The organism is Nannocystis exedens, assembly GCF_002343915.1.
Taxonomy (GTDB): Bacteria; Myxococcota_A; Polyangia; order Nannocystales; family Nannocystaceae; genus Nannocystis; species Nannocystis exedens.
The window spans coordinates 10,052,838-10,074,555 of sequence record NZ_NETK01000001.1; the positions used below are offsets into that span (position 1 = coordinate 10,052,838).

18 protein-coding genes are annotated in these 21,718 nt (G+C 73.1%); 7 read left to right on the forward strand and 11 right to left on the reverse strand.

Going from position 1 to position 21,718, the window contains the following annotated elements; genetic code table 11:
• Positions 1-76 precede the first annotated feature (76 nt).
• Positions 77-2,017: a PQQ-dependent sugar dehydrogenase gene (locus tag NAEX_RS39165; RefSeq protein WP_170136386.1), complete on the reverse strand. Its 1,941-nt coding sequence runs from the start codon at positions 2,015-2,017 to the stop codon at positions 77-79.
• 233 nt (positions 2,018-2,250) lie between these two features.
• Between NAEX_RS39165 and NAEX_RS39170 the strand changes: the two genes are divergently transcribed.
• Complete coding sequence (locus NAEX_RS39170; protein ID WP_143140996.1) at positions 2,251-2,838, forward strand: hypothetical protein; 588 nt, start codon at positions 2,251-2,253, stop codon at positions 2,836-2,838.
• Between the two features lie 34 nt (positions 2,839-2,872).
• On the opposite strand, the gene NAEX_RS39175 is transcribed toward NAEX_RS39170, so the two are convergent.
• Both NAEX_RS39175 and NAEX_RS39180 read right to left on the reverse strand, forming a co-directional pair.
• Positions 2,873-4,147, reverse strand: a complete 1,275-nt coding sequence (locus NAEX_RS39175; RefSeq protein ID WP_096332575.1) for a site-specific DNA-methyltransferase — start codon at positions 4,145-4,147, stop codon at positions 2,873-2,875.
• Between the two features lie 53 nt (positions 4,148-4,200).
• Entirely contained in the window at positions 4,201-4,707 is a 507-nt protein-coding gene (locus NAEX_RS39180; RefSeq protein WP_096332576.1) for a hypothetical protein, read from the reverse strand.
• Between the two features lie 83 nt (positions 4,708-4,790).
• On the opposite strand from NAEX_RS39180, the gene NAEX_RS39185 reads away from it, so the two are divergent.
• On the forward strand, positions 4,791-5,861 hold the full coding sequence (locus NAEX_RS39185; RefSeq protein WP_096332577.1) for a phosphatidylethanolamine N-methyltransferase family domain-containing protein: 1,071 nt from the start codon (positions 4,791-4,793) through the stop codon (positions 5,859-5,861).
• The gene (locus tag NAEX_RS39190) at positions 5,862-6,623 is read left to right on the forward strand and encodes an ATP-dependent Clp protease adaptor ClpS (protein ID WP_177325992.1); all 762 of its coding nucleotides are present in this window, start codon (positions 5,862-5,864) and stop codon (positions 6,621-6,623) included.
• Positions 6,624-6,793: 170 nt separating this feature from the next.
• Here the strand turns inward: NAEX_RS39190 and NAEX_RS39195 are convergent, their stop codons facing one another.
• The 3 genes from NAEX_RS39195 to NAEX_RS39205 all read right to left on the reverse strand — a co-directional run bounded on the left by NAEX_RS39195 (position 6,794) and on the right by NAEX_RS39205 (position 9,073).
• Positions 6,794-7,597, reverse strand: coding sequence for an SDR family NAD(P)-dependent oxidoreductase (locus tag NAEX_RS39195; RefSeq protein WP_211302552.1), 804 nt, complete (start codon positions 7,595-7,597; stop codon positions 6,794-6,796).
• 154 nt (positions 7,598-7,751) lie between these two features.
• Positions 7,752-8,252, reverse strand: coding sequence for a methyltransferase family protein (locus NAEX_RS39200; RefSeq protein ID WP_096332579.1), 501 nt, complete (start codon positions 8,250-8,252; stop codon positions 7,752-7,754).
• A 2-nt stretch (positions 8,253-8,254) separates the two neighbouring features.
• Positions 8,255-9,073 (reverse strand): TetR/AcrR family transcriptional regulator, encoded by an 819-nt coding sequence (locus NAEX_RS39205; RefSeq protein WP_096332580.1) that lies wholly within the window; start codon positions 9,071-9,073, stop codon positions 8,255-8,257.
• A 787-nt stretch (positions 9,074-9,860) separates the two neighbouring features.
• On the opposite strand from NAEX_RS39205, the gene NAEX_RS39210 reads away from it, so the two are divergent.
• Together NAEX_RS39210 and NAEX_RS39215 are read left to right on the forward strand one after the other, a co-directional pair.
• On the forward strand, positions 9,861-10,379 hold the full coding sequence (locus tag NAEX_RS39210) for a hypothetical protein (protein WP_143140995.1): 519 nt from the start codon (positions 9,861-9,863) through the stop codon (positions 10,377-10,379).
• 100 nt (positions 10,380-10,479) lie between these two features.
• Positions 10,480-10,833, forward strand: coding sequence for a hypothetical protein (locus tag NAEX_RS39215; protein ID WP_096332582.1), 354 nt, complete (start codon positions 10,480-10,482; stop codon positions 10,831-10,833).
• Between the two features lie 269 nt (positions 10,834-11,102).
• Here the strand turns inward: NAEX_RS39215 and NAEX_RS39220 are convergent, their stop codons facing one another.
• Together NAEX_RS39220 and NAEX_RS51440 are read right to left on the reverse strand one after the other, a co-directional pair.
• Positions 11,103-12,785: a hypothetical protein gene (locus NAEX_RS39220; RefSeq protein ID WP_096332583.1), complete on the reverse strand. Its 1,683-nt coding sequence runs from the start codon at positions 12,783-12,785 to the stop codon at positions 11,103-11,105.
• A gap of 250 nt (positions 12,786-13,035) precedes the next feature.
• A complete protein-coding gene (locus NAEX_RS51440) occupies positions 13,036-13,176 on the reverse strand; it encodes a hypothetical protein (protein ID WP_170136387.1) in 141 nt (46 codons plus the stop codon).
• Between the two features lie 551 nt (positions 13,177-13,727).
• Between NAEX_RS51440 and maiA the strand changes: the two genes are divergently transcribed.
• Positions 13,728-14,360, forward strand: coding sequence for a maleylacetoacetate isomerase (gene maiA, locus NAEX_RS39225; protein ID WP_096333876.1), 633 nt, complete (start codon positions 13,728-13,730; stop codon positions 14,358-14,360).
• A 67-nt stretch (positions 14,361-14,427) separates the two neighbouring features.
• On the opposite strand, the gene NAEX_RS39230 is transcribed toward maiA, so the two are convergent.
• Positions 14,428-15,210, reverse strand: a complete 783-nt coding sequence (locus NAEX_RS39230; protein WP_096332584.1) for a TetR/AcrR family transcriptional regulator — start codon at positions 15,208-15,210, stop codon at positions 14,428-14,430.
• A 62-nt stretch (positions 15,211-15,272) separates the two neighbouring features.
• Here NAEX_RS39230 and NAEX_RS39235 point away from each other — a divergent pair, with 62 nt between their 5' ends.
• On the forward strand, positions 15,273-16,445 hold the full coding sequence (locus NAEX_RS39235) for an alpha/beta fold hydrolase (protein ID WP_096332585.1): 1,173 nt from the start codon (positions 15,273-15,275) through the stop codon (positions 16,443-16,445).
• Here NAEX_RS39235 and NAEX_RS39240 read toward each other — a convergent pair.
• A complete protein-coding gene (locus tag NAEX_RS39240; protein WP_096332586.1) occupies positions 16,364-17,200 on the reverse strand; it encodes an Fpg/Nei family DNA glycosylase in 837 nt (278 codons plus the stop codon). The genes NAEX_RS39235 and NAEX_RS39240 overlap by 82 nt on opposite strands.
• Before the next feature lie 3 nt (positions 17,201-17,203).
• Positions 17,204-21,679, reverse strand: coding sequence for an Lhr family helicase (locus tag NAEX_RS39245; protein WP_096332587.1), 4,476 nt, complete (start codon positions 21,677-21,679; stop codon positions 17,204-17,206).
• Positions 21,680-21,718 lie beyond the last annotated feature (39 nt).

The window sequence follows — 21,718 nt, forward strand, 5'->3', positions numbered from 1 at the left end:
GCTAGCACGAGGGGGGCGGTCGCGACCTCACGGCTCGCGGCTGCGGCAGCCGAGGTGCTGCTTGCGACCTCGCCGTTCAATCGGGGCAGGCGGTGAGCGCCGCGATCCAGGCGTCGATCAGGGCGGCTCCCTCGGCGTCGACGACGGCCGAGCCGACGGCGGGCATGCGCGTGCTGCCGAGGGTGTGCATGCGGGCGGAGAGGATCGATCGCGCGGGGTCGCCGGGGGTGAGCAGGGCGGCGCCCTCGAGGTCGAGGTCGCCGGAGCGCGGAGCTGCCTCGCACAGGTTCATCATCGCCGCGGGGACGCTCCGGCGCAGGTCGATGCGGGCGCGGCCGCTGGGGGCGTCGGGGCGGTGGCACTGCGAACAATTGGCGTGCAGATAGGCGCGGGCGCGCTCGGCCAGCGGGGCGTCGCCGGCGGTCGCGGGCAGCGGCGCGACCTCCGGCGGATCGCGGAGCACGCCGTTCGAGGCGAGCAGGAACACCTGATCGATCGGCTCGCCGTCGTCGCCGGGGACCTCGCGCGCGAGCTGGGCCAGCTCGAGGCCGAGGGTGCGGCCGGCGGCGCGAGAATGGCAGTACATGCAATCGGCGCCGTCGGGGAAGATCCACGTCTGCGCGCCGACGACCCGCGTCTCGCCGGCGTCGAGCAGGCGAGCGTCGCCGCCGCCCTCGTCCCAGGCGTAGCTGTAGCCGGCCCACGCGCCGTCGCCGTGGTGGACCAGCAGGCGCGTCTCGACCGGCGCGCCGCCCAGCTCGAAGGTCTTGACGACGACGCTGCCGGCCGGCAGCAAAAGGTCGCCGTCCTCTGCGACCTCGGCGGGGCGGCCCGGCGGCAGGAACATCCAGCGGGTCTTGTCGGCGCCGTCGGACCAGAACGGGACGTTGAGCTCGTAAGCGACGGCGCCGGGGGGCGGGCGCCGCGGGTCGGCGACGTCGAGGCAGCCTGTCTCCGAGAGCATGTCGGGAAGGACAGGGCCCGTCGCCGGCGTCGCGGCGCGCAGGCGGTAGATCCCGCCGGCGTAGGCGAGGGCGTACAGCTCGCCGTCCTGGTCCTCGGCGAAGCCGACGGTGCCGCGCACGCCGGCCTCGCTGAGCACGACCGGGGCCGCGCCCTCGGCGACGCCCCACAAGGTCTGGCCGTAGAAGTCGGTGTAGAGGAACAAACCGGCGACGTCGGGCAGGGCGGCGCCGCGGTAGACGAAGCCGGCGATCACCGACGCGCCGCCGGTGTTGCGGTACTGCGCCACGGGGTCGACGAGGCCGGCGCCGGCGCAGGCGTCCTGGCCGAAGCAGTCGAGGCCCTCCTTGATGTTCCAGCCGTAGTTGCCGCCGAGGACGATCTTGTCGACCTCCTCCCACACGTTCTGGCCGACGTCGCCGGCCCACAGCTCGCCGGTGGCGCGATCGAAGTTGAAGCGCCACGGGTTGCGCAGGCCGAGCGCGAAGATCTCGGGGCGGCCGCCGCCGGCCGCATAGGGGTTGTCGGCTGGGATGGCGTACGGGTCGCCGGCGTCGACGTCGAGGCGGAGGATCTTGCCGAGCAAACTGTCGGGGTCCTGGGCGCGGTGCTGCGGATCGCCGCTGGCTCCGCCGTCGCCGAGGCCGAAGTAGAGGAAGCCGTCGCGGCCGAAGCCGATGTCGCCGCCGTTGTGGTTGGAGTAGGGCTGCTCCAGTACGAGGATCGGCTCCTCGCTGGCGAGGTCGAGGGTGAGGCCGTCGCGCGTGTGAAAACGAGACAGGCGCGACTCGAACACCGGGCCGCCGGGGCCGGTGTACGACAGGAAGACCTCGCCGTTGTCGGCGTAGTCGGGGTGAAAGGCCATGCCGAGGAGGCCCGCCTCGCCGCCGCCGACGAGCTGCGGCGCGAGGTCGGCGAACAGGGTCGGCGCGGGCGGATCGGCGACGTTGGGGAAGGTGTAAACCTGCCCGCTCTGGGTGGCGAGGTACCAGCGATCGCCCGTCGGCGCGAGCAGGAGATCGACGCCACCCTCGATCGCGACCGAGGGGAACACCCGCACATGTTCGATGACATCCCGCGAGGGCGGACGCGGGAGGTTCAAACACTCGCGACCGTCGCTGCCGCTCGCGCTGCAACCACTCGTGAGGGCGACGCCGAGGCACAGCGACAGCCGGGACCGATGCGTAAGCGTAAGGAGCATGGCCCAGGATACGCCGGGCGACGGTGGCTGTCGCGTCGATCGCGCGGCTGGCCATGCCGGCCTCGTTTTCCTATGTTCCGCGCCGCGTGACCCCCCGTGATTTCATCCCCCCATGCATCGCCCTGGCCGCGTGCCTGAGCCTGGCCTGCGCCGACGAGAAGGACCCGCTCGACTCGGCGACCCACCCGACGGTGACGACGACGAACCCGAGCGACGGTTCGAACGCGAGCAACGCGAGCAACGCGACCGACGACTCCGACGGCACCGCCGCCAGCGAGGCGACCGACACCGGCGTCGACGAGACGACCGTTCCGACGACGGGCGAGCCGACGACCGGCACGACGGCGATCGAGACGACGGCGGCCGAGACCACGAGCACGACCGAGCCGGCGCCGACCGACGGGCCGGGGGTGCTGCCCGGCGAGGACGGGATGCAGGCGTTCTGCCGCCGCTACAAGGAGTGCGGCGGGACCTACTACGACGACCAGCAGGAGTGCCTCGACGCGACCTACGGCTACTGGGGCGACTGCCCGTCGCGCAAGGCGGCGCTCGACGACTTCGGCGCCTGCATGTCCGAGCTCGAGTGCGGCGCGTGGAACCCCGACGCCTACAACCCGAACGACACCCCGTGCGCCCAGCAGTGGGCCGGCGTGGAGATGTCCGCGCCCTGCTGATGGACTGGAGGGACATGTCCTTCAGGTCCTGTCGCTAAGGACAGGACTCGGAGGACATGTCTGATTCGCCAGCCTCGGCGCGGAAGTAGCGGAACCCGCCGCCGCCGCTCCAGCCGGCCGCCGCGGTGACACCGCTGGGGTCGCGGCCGTCGACGACCGCGCGCAGGCGCGGGGCGACCAGGGTGTCGCAGTGCTCGCCGCGCTCGACGAGGATCCACCGCCGCCGCAGCTTGTGGGCGACGGCGCCGGTGGTGCCCGAGCCGGCGTAGACGTCGAGGACCCAGTCGCCCGGGCAGGTCGACAGCTCGATCACCCGGCGCAGCAGCGCCTCGGGCTTCTTGCCCTTGGGGAAGGCGACGCCGCCCTCGTTGTGCAGGTTGTTCGACAGCAGGTCGTCCCAGATCGTGGTGAGCGGCTCGCCGGCGACCCGCCGGCCGTCGATGAGCTTGAGCTTGGCGGCGTAGAAGAGGATCCGCTCGCCGCGGACGAAGTAGAAGTCGTCGTGGACGTCGCGTTCCAGGCGGAGGACGACGTCGGGCTCGGCCTTCGAGCGGTCGATCATGGCCCGCGCGGCGGCGCTGACGGCGTTGTAGTCGGGCCGCGCGAGGCGGACGACGGCGTCGGCGTGGGCGAGCACGAACTCGTCGAGGCGCGCCGGCTCGGCCCTGGCCAGCCGCTGGGCCGCGCGCTCGCCCAGGCCGCAGGCGTCGGCGAAGGCGCGCATCAGGGTGACGAGCCGCCACTCGGCGTGCGGGGCGTCGCGGTTGACGATGAACTGGGCGTACCGCGGGTCGCGCTCGCGGCCGGTGTACAGCCGCTGCGGGCTCCAGCGCGCGCGGTCCTTGCAATACACGAGGACGAAGTTGGAGGTCGTGACGCAGCCGGGGTTGATCGCCTTGTGGCCGGTCGGCGCGCCCTGCTTGAAGGTGACGACCGAGGCCCGGTTGGCCCGGCCGAAGATGTCGTCGAGCAGGACGATCAGGTAGCCGAGCTCGTTGTCGTCGATGTGGACGAACAGGGTGCCGTCGGCGGCGAGCAGGCGGCGCAAAACCTCGAGCCGCGCGCGCATGTCGGCCAGCCAGCGCGCGTGCTCGATGCCGTCGTCGTAGTGGGCGAAGGCGCGGCCGGTGTTGTACGGCGGGTCGATGTAGACGCAGCGGATCCCGCCGGCGAACTCGGGCTCGAGCGCGCGCAGGACGGCGAGGTTGTCGCCGCGGATCAGGCGGTTGTCGTAATGCTCGCCCGCCACCTCGGGGCCGGCCGCGCGGTGCGACAGCGCGTGCTCCTCGACCAGGGGGCGCGGGTCCACGGCCTGACGCTAGCGCAGGCCCGCGGCGGCGACAAGCTGGCTTTCGGGCCAGGTCATGGGATCGCCACCTGGGCGGTGGCGCCGCGGCAGACCGGCTCGCACCCGGGGCCGTTGGGCCGCGTCTCGACGTAGGTGGGGGCGATGTTGCCGGCGTAGATGGTCTCCTCGCCGCGCTGGATCTTGAGCTCGACGGCCGCCGGGCTGCTCGGGATCTGGATGTCCGCGAAGCCATGTTGTTCGGGTGGCAGGGCGCACCCGGATTCGCCGATCTGCACGCGGTCGGGGACGTCGCAGGTGAGCGAGGGCCCGGCGTCGCAGGCGCGCAGGGGCAGGGCGCCCTTGCAGGTGACGGGGACGCCGTCGAGCGCGAAGGCGAACGTGTAGTCGCCCGCCGGCCAGCCGGCGTTCGGCTGCAGCTCGATCCGCAGGCCGCCGATGCAGCCGATCTCGGTGCAGACCTTGCCGCCGCCGCCGGGGTCGGTGGGCTCTACCTGGCCTTTGGAACATGCGCTGAGGAGCAGGCCGACGAGGACGGGGACGGGGGCGCGGAGCAGGGGCATGCCGGAGCTTGGCACGGGTCGGGGCGCGACGCACGCGGGCGGAGGCTTTACAGGCGCCGCCCCGGTCCCGTAGCCTCCGGGGCGTGTCGCCCGCGTTCGCGCTGATCGCCCTGTACGGGCTGGTGTTCGTGCTCCACCTGATCGTGCCCGGTCGCCGCGTGACCGGCTACGTGCGCGACGAGGCCACGGGGGCGCCGCTCCGCTACCGCCTCAACGGGGTGCGGGTGATGGCGCTGACGGTGGGGCTGTACTTCGTCGCGGGGGCGACCGGCCTTGTGCCGTGGGACTGGCTGTACGTCCACCGCGCGGAGACGCTGGCGACGGCGTGCGCGCTGGGGCTCTTGTTCACGCTGGCGATCGTGCTGCCGGCGGCGCCCCGGCGCGGGCTCCTGGCCGATCTGTACCTCGGGCGGCTGGCCAACCCGCAATGGCTGGAGGGGCACATCGACGCCAAGATGTTCCTCTATTTGATCGGGGCGGTGATGCTGCAGCTCAACCTGCTGTCGTTCGCGGCCCACCACCTGCTGCTGTACCCCCATGACCCGTCGCCGGGGGTGCTGCTGCACGTGGCGCTGTTCTCGTTCTTCCTGTGGGAGTACCTCAACTTCGAGGAGGTCCACCTCTACACCTACGACTTCGTGGCCGAGCGCGTCGGCTTCAAGCTCGGGTGGGGCTGCCTGACGTTCTACCCGTTCTTCTACGCGGTCGGGCTGTGGACCACCGCCGCGCTGCCGAACCCGCACACGCCGGCGCCGCTGCTCGGCCTGTGCGCGCTGCTGTTCTTCACCGGCTGGATGCTGGCCCGCGGGGCCAACATGCAGAAGTTCTGGTTCAAGACGCGGCCGGACAAGCTGGCGTTCGGGCGCATCAAGCCGGAGGTGCTGACCGACGGCGAGAAGCAGATCCTCGTGAGTGGGTTCTGGGGGCTGTCGCGGCACATCAATTATCTCGGCGAGATCGCGATGGCGACGGCGCTGGCGCTGTCGCTCGGCTATCCGAGCGAATGGGGGCCGTGGCTGTACCCGCTGTATTACCTGGTGCTCCTGGTGCCGCGGCAGATCGACGACGACCGCCGCTGCCGCGCCAAGTACGGGGCATTGTGGCAGGAGTACGAGCGACGGGTGCGCTGGCGCATCGTGCCCGGGATCTATTGAATGGATCCGCTGACGGTGGCCTACGTCGCCCTCGCCGGGATGTCGGCGTGGCTGGTGCACCGCTATCAGCGCGGGGTGGCGCGGCAGATCCGCGAGCAGGAGCCGCGCTACGCCGAGGACGCCGAGGTGGCGATCGCGGTGGCGGGGCACGCCTGTCGGACCCGTGATCACCGATTCTTGTGCACGCCGCACGTGCTGTACGGGCTTCTGCAGGACGAGCGGATCGCGGCGGCGCTGGGGCCCGAACGCGCGGGGACGGTCGAGGCGGCGGCGCTGGCGGAGCTCGACCGCGCGGAGCCTGCTCGGGCGGACGCGCTGGCGACGGCGCAGATCCTGGCTTACGCGGACGCGGCGGCGCGCCAGCGCGGGCGGGCGATCACGTGCGTGGATCTGTGGGCCGGGCTGACGCGCCGGGAGACGGCGGCGACGCGGGTGCTGGCGCTCGGCGAGGTCGAGGCGGCGGCGGTGCTGACGATCCTCTGCCACGGCGAGGTCGAGGCGGAGGTCGACCTGGCGGCGGCGTCGGTGGCGGTGGTGCTGCGCGACGACGACTACACGCCGCAGGAGCTGGTGGTCGAGGTGCTGGAGCGGAACTTCGGGCTGTCGCGCGAGAACGCGGTGGCCTGCATGCACGCGGCCGAGGCGGACGGGCGGGCAATGGTCGGGCGGTTCTCGCCGGCGGAGGCGCAGCGGCGGATCCGGGCGGCGCGGCGATTCGCGCGCGCGCAGCGGACACCGCTGTGGATCGGGGCGGAGCCGTGAAGCCGTAACCCGGGCGTGAAGGCGAGCTCTTCGGCCTCGACGGATCGCGGGCTGACCCATGGCGAGACGACGAATCGAGCGACCGATCGTCGTCGGCGCGAGTTCGCCGGCTTGGAGCGCGCGCGGGGCGTGATGGGCTCGACGCCGGAGACGACGCCGACGCGCTGGCGTCAGTCTCGCGCGTGCAGGCGGGCGGTCTGCGAGCCCATGAGGGCGACGGCCCGCTTGCGCGGGAACAGGCGCCCGAGCACGAAGGCGGCGAACTTGTTGAGGCCGCCGGGGACGGCGCTCGGCGGGCCGCCCAACGCCTGCAGGGCCTCGGCGACGACGGCGTCGGGCTCCATGGCCCGCGGGCCGTCTGGGCCGCTCGAGCGCTCGAAGCCGGGGGTGCGCGTGGCCCCGGCGCAGCAGACCAGGACGTCGACGCCGCGCGGGCCGAGCTCGTACCACAGCGCCTCGCCGAGCGAGAGGTTGAAGGCCTTGGTGGCGCCGTAGGTGGCGACCAGCGGCGAGCCCCAGAAGGCGGTGAGCGAGGACATCAGCAGCAGTCCGCCGCGGCCGCGCTCGACGAGGCGCTCGCCGAACACGTGGGCGGCGATCAGCGGGCCGCGACAATTGACGTCGACGATCTTGAGCTTGTCGGCCAGCGGGACGTCGAGGAACGAGCCGATCCGCGACAGCGCGGCGTTGTAGACGCAGAGGCCGACGTCGAGGCCGTCGCTGACGCGCGCGAGCTGGTCGGCGAGGTCGGGGGCGGCGAGGTCCAGCGCCGCGGTGCGGACGTCGACGCGGGCGCGCAAGGGCGTCGCGACGGCCTCGAGCGCGTCGGGCCGGCGCGCGAGCAAGAGGAGGTTGAGGCCGCGGTCGGCGAGGCCGCGGGCGAAGGCGGCGCCGAGGCCCTCGGAGGCGCCGGCGACGACCGCCCAGGGGCCGTACTTGTGGGCGAACGCGGTGCGATCGGTGGAGGTGGACACGCGGGCCCGAGGAGACCACGAGGGCCGCCGCAGGCAAGGGGCGAGGCGGGCGCGGGGCCCGGGCGGCGGCTGGCCCGAAGGGCATGTCTTGGAAGACATGCCATCGCCTCTTCGCAGCGCTCGGGTCAGTCGAGGCGTGCCGGCGCCGCGGCGGCTATCGGCCGCGCCAGGGGGACAGGCGGGGCCACCAGGCCGGGACGTTGCGGCGGTAGGTCGCGTAGGACTCGCCGAACCTGCGCGCAAGGACAGGTTCCTCGTAGAGGCGGACGAAGGTCGAGAAGAACAGCCAGACGACGAGGGCCCACAGCAGCAGCACGGGCTGGGCGAGCAGCAGCGCCTGGCCGAGGATCGCGGTGAGCAGGGCGACGTACATCGGGTTGCGGACGTGACGGTAGATCCCGCCGACGACCAGCCGGTCGGGCGCGGCGACCGGCACCGGCGTGCCGAAGCCCTCGACGACGAAGCGCACGAACGCCTGCATGATGACGACGAGCGCGGCTGCGATCATGGCCGCGCCGAGCAGACGCATGGGCGCCCACAGCGGCAGGTCGCGCATGTGCCAGCGGGTGAGCAGCCAGGGCACGAGGCCGGCGACAGTGCCGGGACCGACGAAGAAGAACAGGGTGCTGCCGAGGGCGGCGACGGATCGACGCATGATCAGGCCTCTCTTTCAGGGTTGGGGACGGCGACGGCGCGGAGGAAGTTGTCGGCGAAGAGCTCGCAGGCGGTGGCCACGTCGGGGAGCTGCCCGGCGAGGACGCTGCCCCACGCGGGACGAATGAGCAGGTGGATCGCCAGCGGGCCGATCAACTGCTGCAGGAGGATCGTCAGCGGCAGGGGACGGATCCTGCCTGCATGGACATGGCCGGAAAGCCAGGCTCCCACGCTGGCCAGCAGGCGCGGGAAGAAGCGCTGGAAGATCCGGCTGGCGGGGCCGTCGGGGCGGCTGAACACGTCGGCCAGCAGCGCAGGCGTCACGCGCGGCTCGCGGTCGAGGTTGGCGACCAGGGCGCGATAGATCGCGCGCACGGTGGCCCGCAGGTCGGTCGACGCGTCGGCGGTGAGCTCCTCGAAGGCGTGGAGCGGGCTGTAGCGCTCGAAGATCGCGGCGAGCAGACCATCCCGCCCGCCGAAGGTGACGTAGAGGCTGTGCACCGAGCAACCGGCGGCGTCGGCGACGGACTCGAGGGTGAGCGCGGCGATGCCGGCCTCGCTGATCTTCTGCGCCCCGGCGACGACGGCTCGCTCGCGCACGGGCTCACGACCCCCGAGGTCGAGCCCCGCGGCGCGCACGGCCTCGTCGAGCGCGCGCCGCGAGCCGCCGAGTCGCCGCAGCAAGGTGCTGCGCGAGATGCCGGCAGCGGCGGCGATCGCCGTCAGCGGGACGTCGGCGATGGCTTCACCGCGTTGCTCCGCGGCGTCGACGGCGGCACGCACGAGCGAGGGCGAAATCGAGCGCTCGGTGACATCTGACATCCATGGATAGGATACATGATGCCGCGTCTCATGCACGCGGATAGTGAAGGGTCTGGAAGCCTATTCGAGTCGATGGGCGAAAACGCGCGGCCGGTGACAGGTGTGGTCTCGCAACCCCAATCGACGCGGTCGGGGGTTCGAACCGGATGAAACAGGCTGTCCGTCGCGGGAGGAGGCGCGAGCTCGACGGGGAGACCGGAGCGTCGGCCGGCTCTCGGGAAATGTCTCGAAAGACATGTCGTGGCGAGCGCACGGGGCGAGGCGGTCGCTGGCCCGACCTCGACGAACCGACGGAACGCCGGATGGCTCGGAGGTCATGCCTCGAAAGACATGCTCCGAAGGACACACGCTTCGCGGCGCCGCGAGCCCAGGCGGAGGTGACGAGCAGGACGAACATCTGCTCGGTGACGCCGCCGTGGCCGTCGTCGACGCTGAGGACGACGGGTGCTCGCCGATGTCCTCGCTGGTGACCGACCACGACAGCAGGTCGCTGACGGGGTCGAGGAGCATGTCGGGCGGGCCGGACACGATCGCGTAGGTGAGGTCGTCGCCGTCGAGGTCGCTGGCGACGAGCGGGTAGAACCACGCGACGGGCGGGTCGCCGGCGAGGACGGTGCCGGAGATGGCGAGGCCGAACGGGCCGAACAGGCCGGGGTCGTTGGTTGAGGTGAGCGGCTGGCCGTCGGGCGCGAACTTGAAGATGTCGGCCGGATCGGTGCCCTGGCCGTTCTCGCAGTCGGCGGTGTAGATGTTGCCCTCGTTGTCGGGTCCGATGCGGACGCGACACGTGATTTACGCCGGACCGACGTTGGCCGGGCGAAACACGTCGCTCGCAGCTTTTGCGCGGGCGTCCCCGCCGGTTCGCGCCTCGGCCGAGTTCGCGTTCGCGGGCGATCACGTGCGCGCCGCCGTCGATCGGCGCCGCTCGTACGGCGCCGCAGCCATGGGTCGCGTCGAATCGGTCGCCAGGGGGCGCGCCCGCCTCGTGGGTTGCCAGGTACGACGCGCCGAGACGCTGAACCCGGGGCAGCGCTCTCCGTTTCGCACGCTGATCGGCGCGCAGGCGGCCGTCGACGCGGCGCAGCAGCGCCTCCTGCCGGAGGCGTCGTACAACGCGGCGGCGCGGGAGAGCGTCGCGGTCGTGGCTCATCACGGCGGCTTCGCGCCGGCGACGACCGGCGCCCTGGCGCTGTTCGATGCTGTCGGGTCGCCATGGATCGGCCGCGACGCGCAGGGAGCGGTCCCGGAGCTGGGCGTGTCGGCGCCCGGCTACGAGGATGTCGCGGGCCGCTCGACGAGTCTGTGACCGGGGATGTGAACCTCGCGCGCTCGCACGGGCCGCGAGCGGAGCCGAGGGCGGGGGTGCACGCGGCGGGCGAATGCGCGACACTGCGGGCGGAGGCCCGATGACGCTCATCACTCACGCCTATGTGCGCACGGCCGACGGCGAGCTGCGGACGCTGGCCGCGGAGCCGCCGCGCAACGACCTCGCGGGGCCCGAGCGCTGGCGCGTGAAGGTGTACGGCTCGGACACGGCGCGCGCGCTGGGGCTGACGCTGCTGCCGACGCTGGCGACGCACGACATCCACGCGGAAAAGGAGGACCTCGACGTGCTCGAGCGCGAGGTGCAGGTGCTGCTCGGTAACACCGTCCGCTGGCCCGAGATCGGGCTCGACGAGCTGCGCTTCCGCCTGCTCAACATCCTCGAGGCGATTCGCGTGGCGCGGGCGGTCGAGAACGGCGGAGTGTACCTCGGCTGAGGCGGTGGGCGCGGCGACGGCGCGTGGGCTGCGGGGCGCCTGCCGGACGAGCTGCGCGCGATCGCCGAAAGGCGCGATGATTCATCGTTCGAGACATGTCATGAAGGACATGTCTCGAAGGACGAACCAGCCGAGCACGCGGCGGGTGTGCTGCGACGGATCCGGCGGGGGCGACCGCGGTCGGGCGGCGACGCGCGCCCGCGGCGCGAGGGCGGCGGGGACGCTCTCGGACCATGTCCGGACGGATAGGCTCGTTCGGACATGTCCCATCATTGGGCCAGAAACCACGGGGTGGCGACGGCGGAGCGGCACTGCCAGTTGAAGCTGCGCATGTGCGGGACCTCGCCGAGGTCGCCGAAGCCGGCGGCGAGGTCCTCGGCGGTCTGGCGCAGCTCGGCGTCGGTGGAGCCGTCGTGGTAATAGGCCATGGCGACGACGTAGGCGCTCTCGCCCCAGTGCTCGTCGTAGTCGTCGACTGCGCCGTTGCCGTCGCCGACGCCCATCCAGTAGAAGGGCTTGCCGTCGGGGTCGAGGCCGTCGCGGGCGATGACGCGGCCGAGCTTGACGATCGAGGCGCGAGCGGCGTCGGCCTGGGCGCCGGGCGACTCGGTGGCGTACTGGTCGAGGCCGTCGGCCAGGATCGCGCTGAGCCACGGCGAACAGCCCCAGAAGCCGAAGTCCTCGTCGGCGGCGACGTCGGTGTGGGCGAAGCAGCGGGCGTCGGGATCGTCGTAGCCGGGCGGGTAGCTGTCCTGCACGTCGAGGTAGGCGGTGACGGCCTCGTCGGCGAGGTCGCGGAATTGCTGGGCCTGATCGTCGGAGACGTTCATCGCCCAGACGTAGGCCAAGAGGCCGAAGCCGGCGTGGCGCTCGGTCCAGAAGCCGTCGCCGCCGTCGTAGACGGGGTTCCACAGGTCGGCGTAGGCCTCGGCGACGTCCTCGGCGCTCTCGCGGAAGCGGTCGTCGCCGGTGAAGAGGTAATGCAGGGCCATGTTCTGCGTATAATAATACTTGGCGTCGCCGGTCTTGCCGGGCACGCCGATGCCGGTGTTCGGGCCCTGGCCGCCGAGGCCGTTGCGATAGATGGTGGTCTCGAGATAGGCGGAGCGCAGGGTGGAGAGGTCGCCGCGGCGGGCGTGGCCGCGGTAGTGGATCGTGCCGCGATCGTACAGCCAGACGTCGGCGGAGCCCATCGCGCCGAGGAAGGCCTCGACGTCCCATTCGTCGTAGTCGCAATTGTCCGACCAGGCCTGGCCGGGGGTGCCCTCGGCGGCGGCGGCGGTGCCGAGCGGGCCGGCGAATCGGCTGGCCGCCAGCCACTCGGGCGGCAGCAGTGCCCACACGCGCGGGCCGGCGTCGTCTCCCGCGAGGGTTTCGGCGACCGGGACGAGGTCGATCGAGCCGGCCGCCGGGGCGGCGTTCAGGGTGACGTCGAGGTCGGTCTCGCCGGCGATGGCGAGGTCGACCTGGATCTGCACGCTGCGCCAGCTGCCGTCGGGATGACGGGCCAGGCCGCGCAGGGCGGTCGCCAGCTCGGTGCCGGCGTGGTGGACCTGGATCCGGGTGTCGTCGGCGAGCACGCCGGGGGCCAGCGGAACGGCGAAGTTGACGCGCTGCTGGCCGTCGACGCCCGGCTGCGGGACCAGGTGGACGACGACGCTGGTGGCCTGCCCGCCGGTGGTGGTGTCGCCGGTCGAGGGCTCGTCGGTGGTGACGGTGGTCGTGGTGTCCGTGGTGGTGACGGGCCCGTCGGTGGGGTTCGAGGTCGGACCGTCGGTGGTGTCCGGCGGCTGGCTCGTGGTCGAGGAGGTCGGCGCGGGATCGTCGGTGGCGACGCCGGTGGTCGGGCCCGAATCGGTGGTGGTGTCGGTGCCCGCGGCCGAGTCGGTGGTGTCGCCGGAATCGCCGGGGCAGGCGGCGCACAGGCACACGGCGGCGGCGAGGAAACGCATTGATGGTAGTCGATACGCTGGCACGGTTCGTCTCCGCACGGCACCGTAGCCGATCATGCGGCGAGCCGCGCGGGGCCTCGGGCCCCCGGCGCGGACGTGCGCGGGGCGGGCGGACGATGCCGTGGATCGCAAGCGTGAGCGTGCGGGGATGGTGCATCGCGGCGAGCGCCGAGTTGCGCGTCGCCCGGGCGCAGCGGCTTGTCGCGTGCGGCCGAACGCGAGCGTGAGCGGTTCTTCCCCGCGAGAGCGTTCACAGCGGGATGATGGGAGTGACGGTGGAAAAGTGGACCACGAGGTCGAACGCCTGCGCGGGGCTGAGACGCGCCCAGGCGACGCTGGACAGCGGCCAGCGGGCGAACGCGGGCCGCCAGGCGACACCGAGCTGGCGCACGTGCTGCTCCCAGTCGAACCACCGCGCGACCGCGCCGCACCTCGTGGACGCCGTGGCTGCTCTCGCCGAGGCCGACGATCGCGCCTGCGGGCACGGCGTCGCACACGGGGGCCATGGGGAGGCGGCCGTCGTCGCCGCCCAGCGAGACGGCGTGGTCGGCGATCCATCCCGCGATCTCGCCGCGCACGGGCTGCCACGGCCGCTCGGCGCCGGCCCACGGCGAACACGCGAAGGACAGCGATGCGCAGCAGGCGAGGGCGCGACGTACAGGCATCGCGCGGAGGACCGCGGGCGTGAGGATTGATTCCCGCGAGGGCGCGGACGCGAGGCAGGGGGACGGCGAGGAGATGGCCGCGAGCGAGAGAGCGGGCGCCAGGCAGGTGACGGGCCGTGCTGGTTTCCGGGAGCGATGCAGCGGCGCGAGGCAATTGACCGGGATCGCGAAGTGGCGCGAGCGAGGGGGCGGCGCGGTGTTGATCCCCGCGAGCGAGGGCGCGGGCGCACGGCCGGACGACTGGTGGCGGGCGCGGCCCGGGTCTATCGTGCGGCACATGAAGCTCCACGGATTTTGGCGCAGTACGGCGACCTGGCGCGTGCGGATCGCCCTGGCGTACAAGGGCCTGGCCTACGAATACGTCGCGGTCGATCTGCTGACGGGGGAGGGCGCGCAGCACTCGCCCGAGCACCGCCGCCGCAACCCGATGGCGCAGGTGCCGGTGCTCGAGATCGAGGAGGGGCTGTACCTGACGCAGTCGATCGCAATTTTGGAATTCCTCGAGGAGCGCTGGCCGACGCCGCCGCTGCTGCCGCGCGATCCGCTGGCGCGCGCGCGGGTGCGGCAATTGACGGAGGTGATCAACGCGGGGATCCAGCCGCTGCAGAACACCGGGGTGCAGCGCCACCTGCAGTCGCTCGGGGTCGACGCGACGGCGTGGATCCACCGTTTCGTCGGCAAGGGGCTGGCGGCCCTCGAGGCGATGACGCTGCCCGTGGCCGGGCGGTTCAGCGTCGGCGACGCGCTGTCGTTCGCCGATCTGGCGCTGGTGCCCCAGCTTTCGTTCGCCCGCCGGTTCGGCGTCGACCTTACGGGATTGCCGACGCTGCTGCGGGTGGAAACCAACTGCGCCGAGCTCGATTGTTTTAAAAGGGCTCACGCGGAGGCGCAACCGGACGCGCCGCGGTAGATGGCGCTTCGGGCATGTCGGGAGGGGCATGTCCTAGCCGGCATGACCGATCGGGCATGTACGAAACTCAGCGCTGGGCGCGGGTGCCTCGGGCGACGAGGGCGGCGATGCCGTCGAGGACGACGCCGAGGCCGAACTCGAGGCCGTCGCCGCTGCCCGTGCCGGTTCCGCCGGCGGCCAGGACGGCGTGCAGGGCGGGGAAGCGGGCCGGGTCGCGTTCGACGAGGGCGGCGGTGGCGGCGGCCCACTGGGGGCCGGACAGGCCGCGGGCGCGGCTGCTGCCGACGCTGAACTGGGCGGCGCTGCGGACGTGGCCGAGGACGACGAGGAAGGCCCGGTGGCGTTCGTGGGCGGGCAGGCCGGTGTCGGCGAGGGCGGCGAGGGCGGCGTCGGCCCAGGCGAGCTCGAGCGGGCCCATGACGCGCAGGCGGCCCGTGGCGGCGAGCGACCAGGGGTGGCGGTGAAACACGGCCCACAAGGCGCGGGCCCAGGCGGTCAGGCGGTCGCGCCAGCCCTGCACGGCCGCGAGGGCCGGCGGCGGGCCGAGGCAGGTGTCGACCATGAGGTCGACGAGCTCGTCCTTGCCCGGGACGTGACGGTACAGCGCCATGGTCGTGAAGCCGAGCTCGGCGGCGACCCGCTGCATCGACGCGGCGTCGAGACCCTCGGCGTCGGCGACGGCGATCGCGGCGCGGGCGATGCTCTCGGCGCTGAGGCCCGGCCGCGGACCCCGGGTCGGGCGCGCTCGCTCGCCCCACAGGAGGTCGACGCTGCGCGCCTGTCCGCCGAACGGGTCGGGCGGGCGGCGCGGACGGGAGGAGGCCTTGCGAGCGGGCTTGTTGACGGACACGGGCGAACTGTGTATAGCATACACAAAATTGTGTACGAGATACACAGTGATGCGGAGGCGACATGATCGGGAGCATCTTGGCCGCAGCGGCCGGCGTGACGGCGGCGTCGCTGGCGGCCGGGCTGGGCTGGCGGCGGCAGGCGCAGCGGCGGGTGGCGAGGGGGCTCGAGACGGCGCGGTCGGACGCGATCGTCGAGGCGGGGTTCGTGCGGATCGGGGCGATCGATCAGTGGATCGGGATCCGCGGGGAGGACCGCTCGAACCCGGCGCTGCTGGTGCTGCACGGCGGGCCCGGGGCGCCGTTCTCGATGTTCACGCCGGTGATGCGGGCGTGGGAGCGCGAGTTCACGATCGTGCAGTGGGACCAGCCGGGGGCCGGCAAGACGTTCGGACGCAACGGCGCGGCGGGCTGCGCTCCGCTGAGCTTCGAGCGGCTGATCGCCGACGCGACCCGGGTGGCCGAGCACGTGCGCGCGCGCCTGCGGCCGGCCCCGCTGGTGCTGCTGGCGGGCTCGATGGGCAACATGATCGGGGCGCCGCTGGCCCGGCGCCGGCCCGACCTGTTCGCGGCCTATGTGGCGACCGACTTCGGGGTCGGCGCGGAGAACGAGACGCGGTCGTACGCGCAGACGCTGGCGCGCCTGCGCGAGGCCGGCGACCGGCGCGGGCTGGCGGAGCTGGCGGCGATCGGGGCCGATCCGGCGCGCTGGGACCTGCGGGCGTGGCAGCGCAAGCAGCGGTGGATCATGCAGACGGACCGGCGCATGCGCGAGGTCGGACGGACGCTGCTGATGCCGTCGATCCTGACTTCGCCGGGCTTCTCGCTGCGCGACGTGTACCACCTGCAGCGCGGGATGGAATTCTCGGCGGCGCAGCTGTTCGCCGAGTTCATGCGCTACGACGCGCGGCGCGAGGGGACGCGCTTCGAGCTGCCGTTCTTCCTGTTCCAGGGCGAGGACGACATCTTCACGCAGTCAGGGCCGGCGCAGGCGTTCTTCGCCGAGGTGGAGGCGCCGCACAAGGAGTTCGCGAGCATCGGTGAGGCGGGGCACTTCGCGGCGTTCACCCGGCCGCAGGAGTTCCTCGCGGAGCTGCGCGCGCGGGTGCTGCCGCAGGTGCTGCCGGCCTCGACGCGTCGGCGCGACGAAAGGCTTCAGCGGGCCGGGCCGCGCACGAGGACGCGGCCGCGCGGGGGCTCGGCGGCCGCGCCGACCTGCTGGCAGCGCGGGCAGTAATAGGTGGTGCGGCCGAGGGCGCCCTGGCGGCGCATGGCGAGCGGGGTGTTGCAGCGCGGGCACGGCTCGCCCGAGCGGTTGTAGACCCAGTTGTTGGCGCGGCCGACGTCCCACCGGGTCTTGCGCGGACCGTCGCCGAGGTTGCGGCGCAGCCACTTGCGGCCGGCCTCCAGGAGGCGGAGGAGGGTCGAATCGTCGTACTCGCCGACCGGCTCGAACGGGTCGAGCCGCTCCATGAACAGCAGCTCGCTCTTGTAGACGTTGCCGAGGCCGGCGACGAGGCGCTGATCGAGGATGGCCTCGCCGATCGGCCGCCGCGGGTCGGCGCGCAGGCGCTGCAGGGCGAGCGCGAGCGGCTGGTCGGAGGTGTCGGGGCCGAGCAGGTCGGGGCCGAGCGCGGCGAGCACCGGGTGGTGCTCGACCTCCCAGGCCGACAGCCACTCCACGACGGGGGCGTAGAAGCAGACGGCGAGCCACGATTCGGTGGCGATCACGGCGCGGGCGGCGGTGGCGGGTTTGCGCCACGGGCCGTTCGGTCGATAGAGGTGCCAGCTGCCTTCCATGCGCAAATGGGTGTAGAGCGCGTGGGTGCCGTCGAACCAGATCAGGAGATTCTTGCCGCGGGCCTCGACGGCGGTGATCGTGCGGCCGACGAGCGCGAGCCCGGGGATCACCGACTCGAAGCGGGTGACCGGCTGGCCGACCATCCCCTGCAGGCGCGCGGCGACCTTGTGGAGGGTGTCGCCCTCGGGCATGAATCAGCGCCTCCTCGCGCCGAGGCGCGGCTCGTCGCGGCGCAGGATCAGGCCGTCGTGCGTGGGGCGGAAGCCGGCGGCGGTGAATGTGGCCACCTGCGGCCAGTCGGGGGCCGGGTGGTTGTCGATCTGCTCGAGCAGGACGTAGCGCTGACCGGTGACCTCGGGCAACAACGAGAGGGCTTCGGCCAGCGCCGCGGTCGCGCGCCCGCGCTCGGGCTCGGCGTCGGGGAGGTGGGTGACGAGGGTGCGGGCGCCGCGGCCGAGGAAGCCGATCAGTCGACCGTCGCGCAGGACCACGCGGGCCCCGGCGGCCCGCTCGAACCTGGCCTCGGGGACATCCGGCCACGGCAGCGCGGCGCCGTACGGGTTGGCGGGATCGGTGGCGGCGAGCAGGACGGTGAAGGGGGCGTCCTCGTCGATGTCCCGGACGTCGCGCAGGCGATCCTCGGCGCCGGGCAGGGCGAACTGGGTCGCGCCGAGGCCGGCGACGAAGTAGCCGCGGCGCACGCGGCCGGCCTCCTCCATGGCCTTGAGGACAGGATAGACGGCCGCGAAGCCGCCCTCGTGATCCTCGGCGGCGACGGCCTCGCGGGTGAGCACGCCGTGACGCGCGAGCAGCTGGCGGGCGCGGGCGGCCCGGCGCTCGGTCTCGTCGAGGGCGGGGCGCTGGACGAGCGACCAGCGACCCTCGCTGCCCGGCGGGCCGCTGCGCCGGCCGCGGCCGTCGACGCCGAAGCGCAGCAGCGGCCGCGGGCCCCGGTCGCCGCCGGCGAGGCGGCTGCGCAGACAGGTGAGGGTGTCGTTGGTGACCTCGCCGGCCCACACGAGGTCCCACAGCGCCTCGAGCAATTCGTCGGCGGGGGCGCGCACCACGGCGACGAGCTCGGCGAAGAACGAGGCGCCGCGGGCCTGCAGGGCCTCGCGGACGCGCCCGGCCAGCTCGCCCTCGGCGGGCGCGGGGTCGGGGGCGAGCAAGGGGGCGTCGTCGGCGAGGTAGAGCGCGACGTAGCCGTCGGCCTGGCCGAGCGGGCGGACGCCGCGCCAGACGACGTCGCCGGCGCCGCACAATACGTCGAGATCGGTCGAACGATAATTGGCGACCCGCGCCGGCAACACCTCGCTCTCGAGCACCGAGGCGGGGATCGCGACTCCTTGCAATTGCTCGATCGCCTGCAGCACCGCCTCGGGGCCCTCGCGCTCGCCGCCGATGCCCTGCCACGCGAGCGAGAAGCGGCCCAGCACCGCCTGCTCGACCGGCTCGACCTCCTCGCGCAGGCGCGCCAGCGACATGCGCTTGAGCCGGCGCAGGACCTCGTCGTCGCACCACTCGAGGCCCGTGCCGCGGGGGATGAACTCGCCCTCGACGACCTTGCCGCGGGCGGCGAGGCGCCGCAACGCGCCGACGACGAGGGCGGTGCCGACGGCGAAGCGCTGGGCCAGCCATTCGGCGCGGAACGGGCCGTGGGTGCGTGCGTGGCGGGCGACGAGGTCGGCCAGCGGATCTTCGACCGACTCGAGGAACACGGCCGGGAGGCCCGGCGGCGAGACGACGCCGAGCGCGTCGCGGTAGCGGCCGGCGTCCTCGGCGGCGATGTAGCGCCAGCGGCCGCCGAGCTTGACCTTGACGATCCGGCGGGTGTGCGTGAGCTCGGCCAGCCAGCGGTCGACGTCGTCCTCGGGGACGCCGGCGCGGGCGACGATGTCGTCGCGGTCCTGATCGCCGAGCGCGAGCAGGAGGTCGTGGACCTCGTCGGAATGGCCGAGCTTGCGGGCGCGTCGCTGCAGGGTCGCCTCGAGCTCGGCGATCGCGTCGGCGTCGAGCAGGTCGCGCAGGGCGGCCTCGCCGAGCAGGGCCTTGAGGCGCGCGTGGTCGATCGTCAGCGCCTGGGCGCGCCGCTCGGCCAGCGGGGCGTCGCCCTCGTACATGAAGTTGCCGACGTACGAGAACAGCAGGGCCGCGGCGAACGGGCTCGGGGTGCGGGTCTCGACGTCGACGACCTTGATCGCGCGCTGCTCGACGCGCCGCAGCAGGTCGACGCAGCCCGGCAGGTCGAACACGTCCTGCAGACATTCGCGGTAGGTCTCGAGCACGACCGGGAAGTCGCGGAAGCGCGAGGCGGCGGCCAGCAGGTCGGCCGACTTGCGCCGCATCGCCCACAGCGGGCTGCGCTGGCCCGGCCGACGCTTGACCAGCAGCAGCGCGCGGCCGGCGTTCTCGCGGAAGCGGGTGGCGAACAGCGAGGTCTCGGCCAATCGCGCGACCACGCGGTCCTCGAGCTCGTCGGCGCGGGGGAAGAACTGCGTCGGGTCGGGCGCGCGCTCGGCCTCGGGCAGGCGGAAGACGATGCCGTCGTCGGACCAGACGACGTCGAGCTCGGCGGCGTAGCGCTCGAGCAGGGCGCTGCGCACCGCCATGGCCCACGGGGCGTGCACGGCGGCGCCGAACGGCGAGAGGATGCAGACCCGCCAGTCGCCGATCTCGTCGCGGAAGCGCTCGACGACGATCGTGCGATCGGTGGGCAGGGCCTTCGCGGCCTCCTGCTCCTCGCGCACGTATTGCAGGAGGCTGCGGGCGGCGGCCGGATCGAGGCGGTGCTGGTCGACGAGCCGGGCCTCGGCGTCGGCGTCGGACAACGCGCCGAGCTCGCGGACGAGCGCGCCGATCGCCTGGCCGAACTCGAGCGGGCGCCCAGGGCCGTCGCCGCGCCAGAACGGCAGCTTGCCGGGCTCGCCCGGGGCCGGCGAGACGAGCACGCGATCGTGGGTGATCTCTTCGATCCGCCACGACGAGGCGCCGAGCACGAACACGTCGCCGATCCGCGACTCGAACACCATCTCCTCGTCGAGCTCGCCGACGCGGCGGCCGCCCTCGCCGCTGCCGGCGAGGAAGACGCCGAACAGGCCGCGGTCGGGGATGCTGCCGGCGTTGCCGATCGCGACCCGCCGGGCGCCGTGACGCGCCGACAGCTGGCCGGTGACGCGGTCGTAGTTGACGCGCGGGCGCAGGTCGGCGAAGTCCTCGCTCGGGTAACGGCCGCTGAGCATGTCGAGCACGCCCTCGAAGGCGTCGCGCGGCAACTCGGCGTAGGGGGCGGCGGCGCGGATCTTGTCGTACAGCGCCTCGGCGGCCCAGTCGTCCATCGCCACCGCGGCGACGACCTGCTGGGCGAGGATGTCGAGCGGGTTGCGCGGGTATCGCGACGACTCGACCTCGCCGGCGAGCATGGCCCGCGCCGCGGCGGCGCACGGCAAGAGGTCGCCGCGGAACTTGGGGATGATGACGCCGCGCGAGCGCCCGCCGACGTGGTGGTTGGCCCGGCCGACGCGTTGCATGCCGGCGGCGATCGACGGCGGCGAGGCCAGCTGGATCACGAGGTCGACCGCGCCCATGTCGATGCCGAGCTCGAGCGAAGATGTGGCGACGATCGCCGGCAAGGTGCCGCGCTTGAGCTGCTCCTCGACGCCGGCGCGCACGTCCTTGGCCATCGAGCCGTGGTGCGCGAGCGCCAGCGGCTCGCCGGCGACCTCGTTGAGCGCGGCGGCCAGGCGCTCGGCGAGGCGGCGGCTGTTGACGAACAGCATGGTCGAGCGGTGGGCGCGGATCAGCTCGACGAGGCGCGGATGCAGGGCGGTGAGGTTGGAGCGCGGGAGGCCCGAGATCGCGGTCGGGCCCTCGTTCGCGGCCGGCGGGACGTCCTCGATGCTCGCGCCGGGCTCCTCGACGGGCAGCTCGATCCGCAGGTCGAGCTGCTTGACCTGCCCGGCGTCGACGATCGTGACCGGCCGCGGCGTGACCGCGTCGCCGTCGACGACCGAGCCGCCGAGGAAGCGCGCGACCTCGGTCAGCGGGCGCTGGGTCGCGGACAGGCCGATCCGCTGCAGCGGCCGCGCGCCGGCGCGGAGCCACTCGAGCCGCTCGAGCGAGAGCGCGAGGTGGGTGCCGCGCTTGCTGCCGACGAGGCTGTGGATCTCGTCGACGATGACGGTGTCGACCGATCGCAGCATGGCCCGCGATTCGCTGGTCAGCAGCATGTACAGCGATTCGGGGGTGGTGATGAGGATGTCGGGCGGGTGGCGCTGCATGTGCGCGCGCGCCTTTTGCGGGGTGTCGCCGCTGCGAATCGCCACCGTCGGGGTGTGGACCGACATCCCGAGCCGATCGGCGGTCGCGGCGATGCCGGCCAGCGGCGAGCGCAGGTTCTGCTCGATGTCGACGCCGAGCGCCTTGATCGGCGAGACGTAGACGACGCGGCAGCGCTCGGCCGGCGGCGGCACCGGCGCGAACATGACGCGGTTGATGGCGCCGAGGAACGCCGCCAGCGTCTTGCCCGAGCCGGTGGGCGCCAGCAGCAGCGTCGATTCGCCCGCCTCGATCGCCGGCCAGCCCGCGACCTGCGCGGACGTCGGCGCGTCGAAGCAGGCCTCGAACCACGCGCGGGCGGCCGGGTGGAGGAACGCGAGCGGATCGCCGGTCACGCCTGAAGATGGCCGAGGTTGCTGTACATGCAAGCAGCG

Coding starts and splice junctions, on each gene's coding strand:
- NAEX_RS39180 (WP_096332576.1), bottom strand. CDS start 4,707: ATGCCCCTGCTCCGCGCCCCCGTCCCCGTCCTCGTCGGCCTGCTCCTC.
- NAEX_RS39190 (WP_177325992.1), top strand. CDS start 5,862: ATGGATCCGCTGACGGTGGCCTACGTCGCCCTCGCCGGGATGTCGGCG.
- NAEX_RS39200 (WP_096332579.1), bottom strand. CDS start 8,252: ATGCGTCGATCCGTCGCCGCCCTCGGCAGCACCCTGTTCTTCTTCGTC.
- NAEX_RS39205 (WP_096332580.1), bottom strand. CDS start 9,073: ATGTCAGATGTCACCGAGCGCTCGATTTCGCCCTCGCTCGTGCGTGCC.
- NAEX_RS39215 (WP_096332582.1), top strand. CDS start 10,480: ATGACGCTCATCACTCACGCCTATGTGCGCACGGCCGACGGCGAGCTG.
- NAEX_RS39220 (WP_096332583.1), bottom strand. CDS start 12,785: ATGCGTTTCCTCGCCGCCGCCGTGTGCCTGTGCGCCGCCTGCCCCGGC.
- maiA (WP_096333876.1), top strand. CDS start 13,728: ATGAAGCTCCACGGATTTTGGCGCAGTACGGCGACCTGGCGCGTGCGG.
- NAEX_RS39235 (WP_096332585.1), top strand. CDS start 15,273: ATGATCGGGAGCATCTTGGCCGCAGCGGCCGGCGTGACGGCGGCGTCG.
- NAEX_RS39240 (WP_096332586.1), bottom strand. CDS start 17,200: ATGCCCGAGGGCGACACCCTCCACAAGGTCGCCGCGCGCCTGCAGGGG.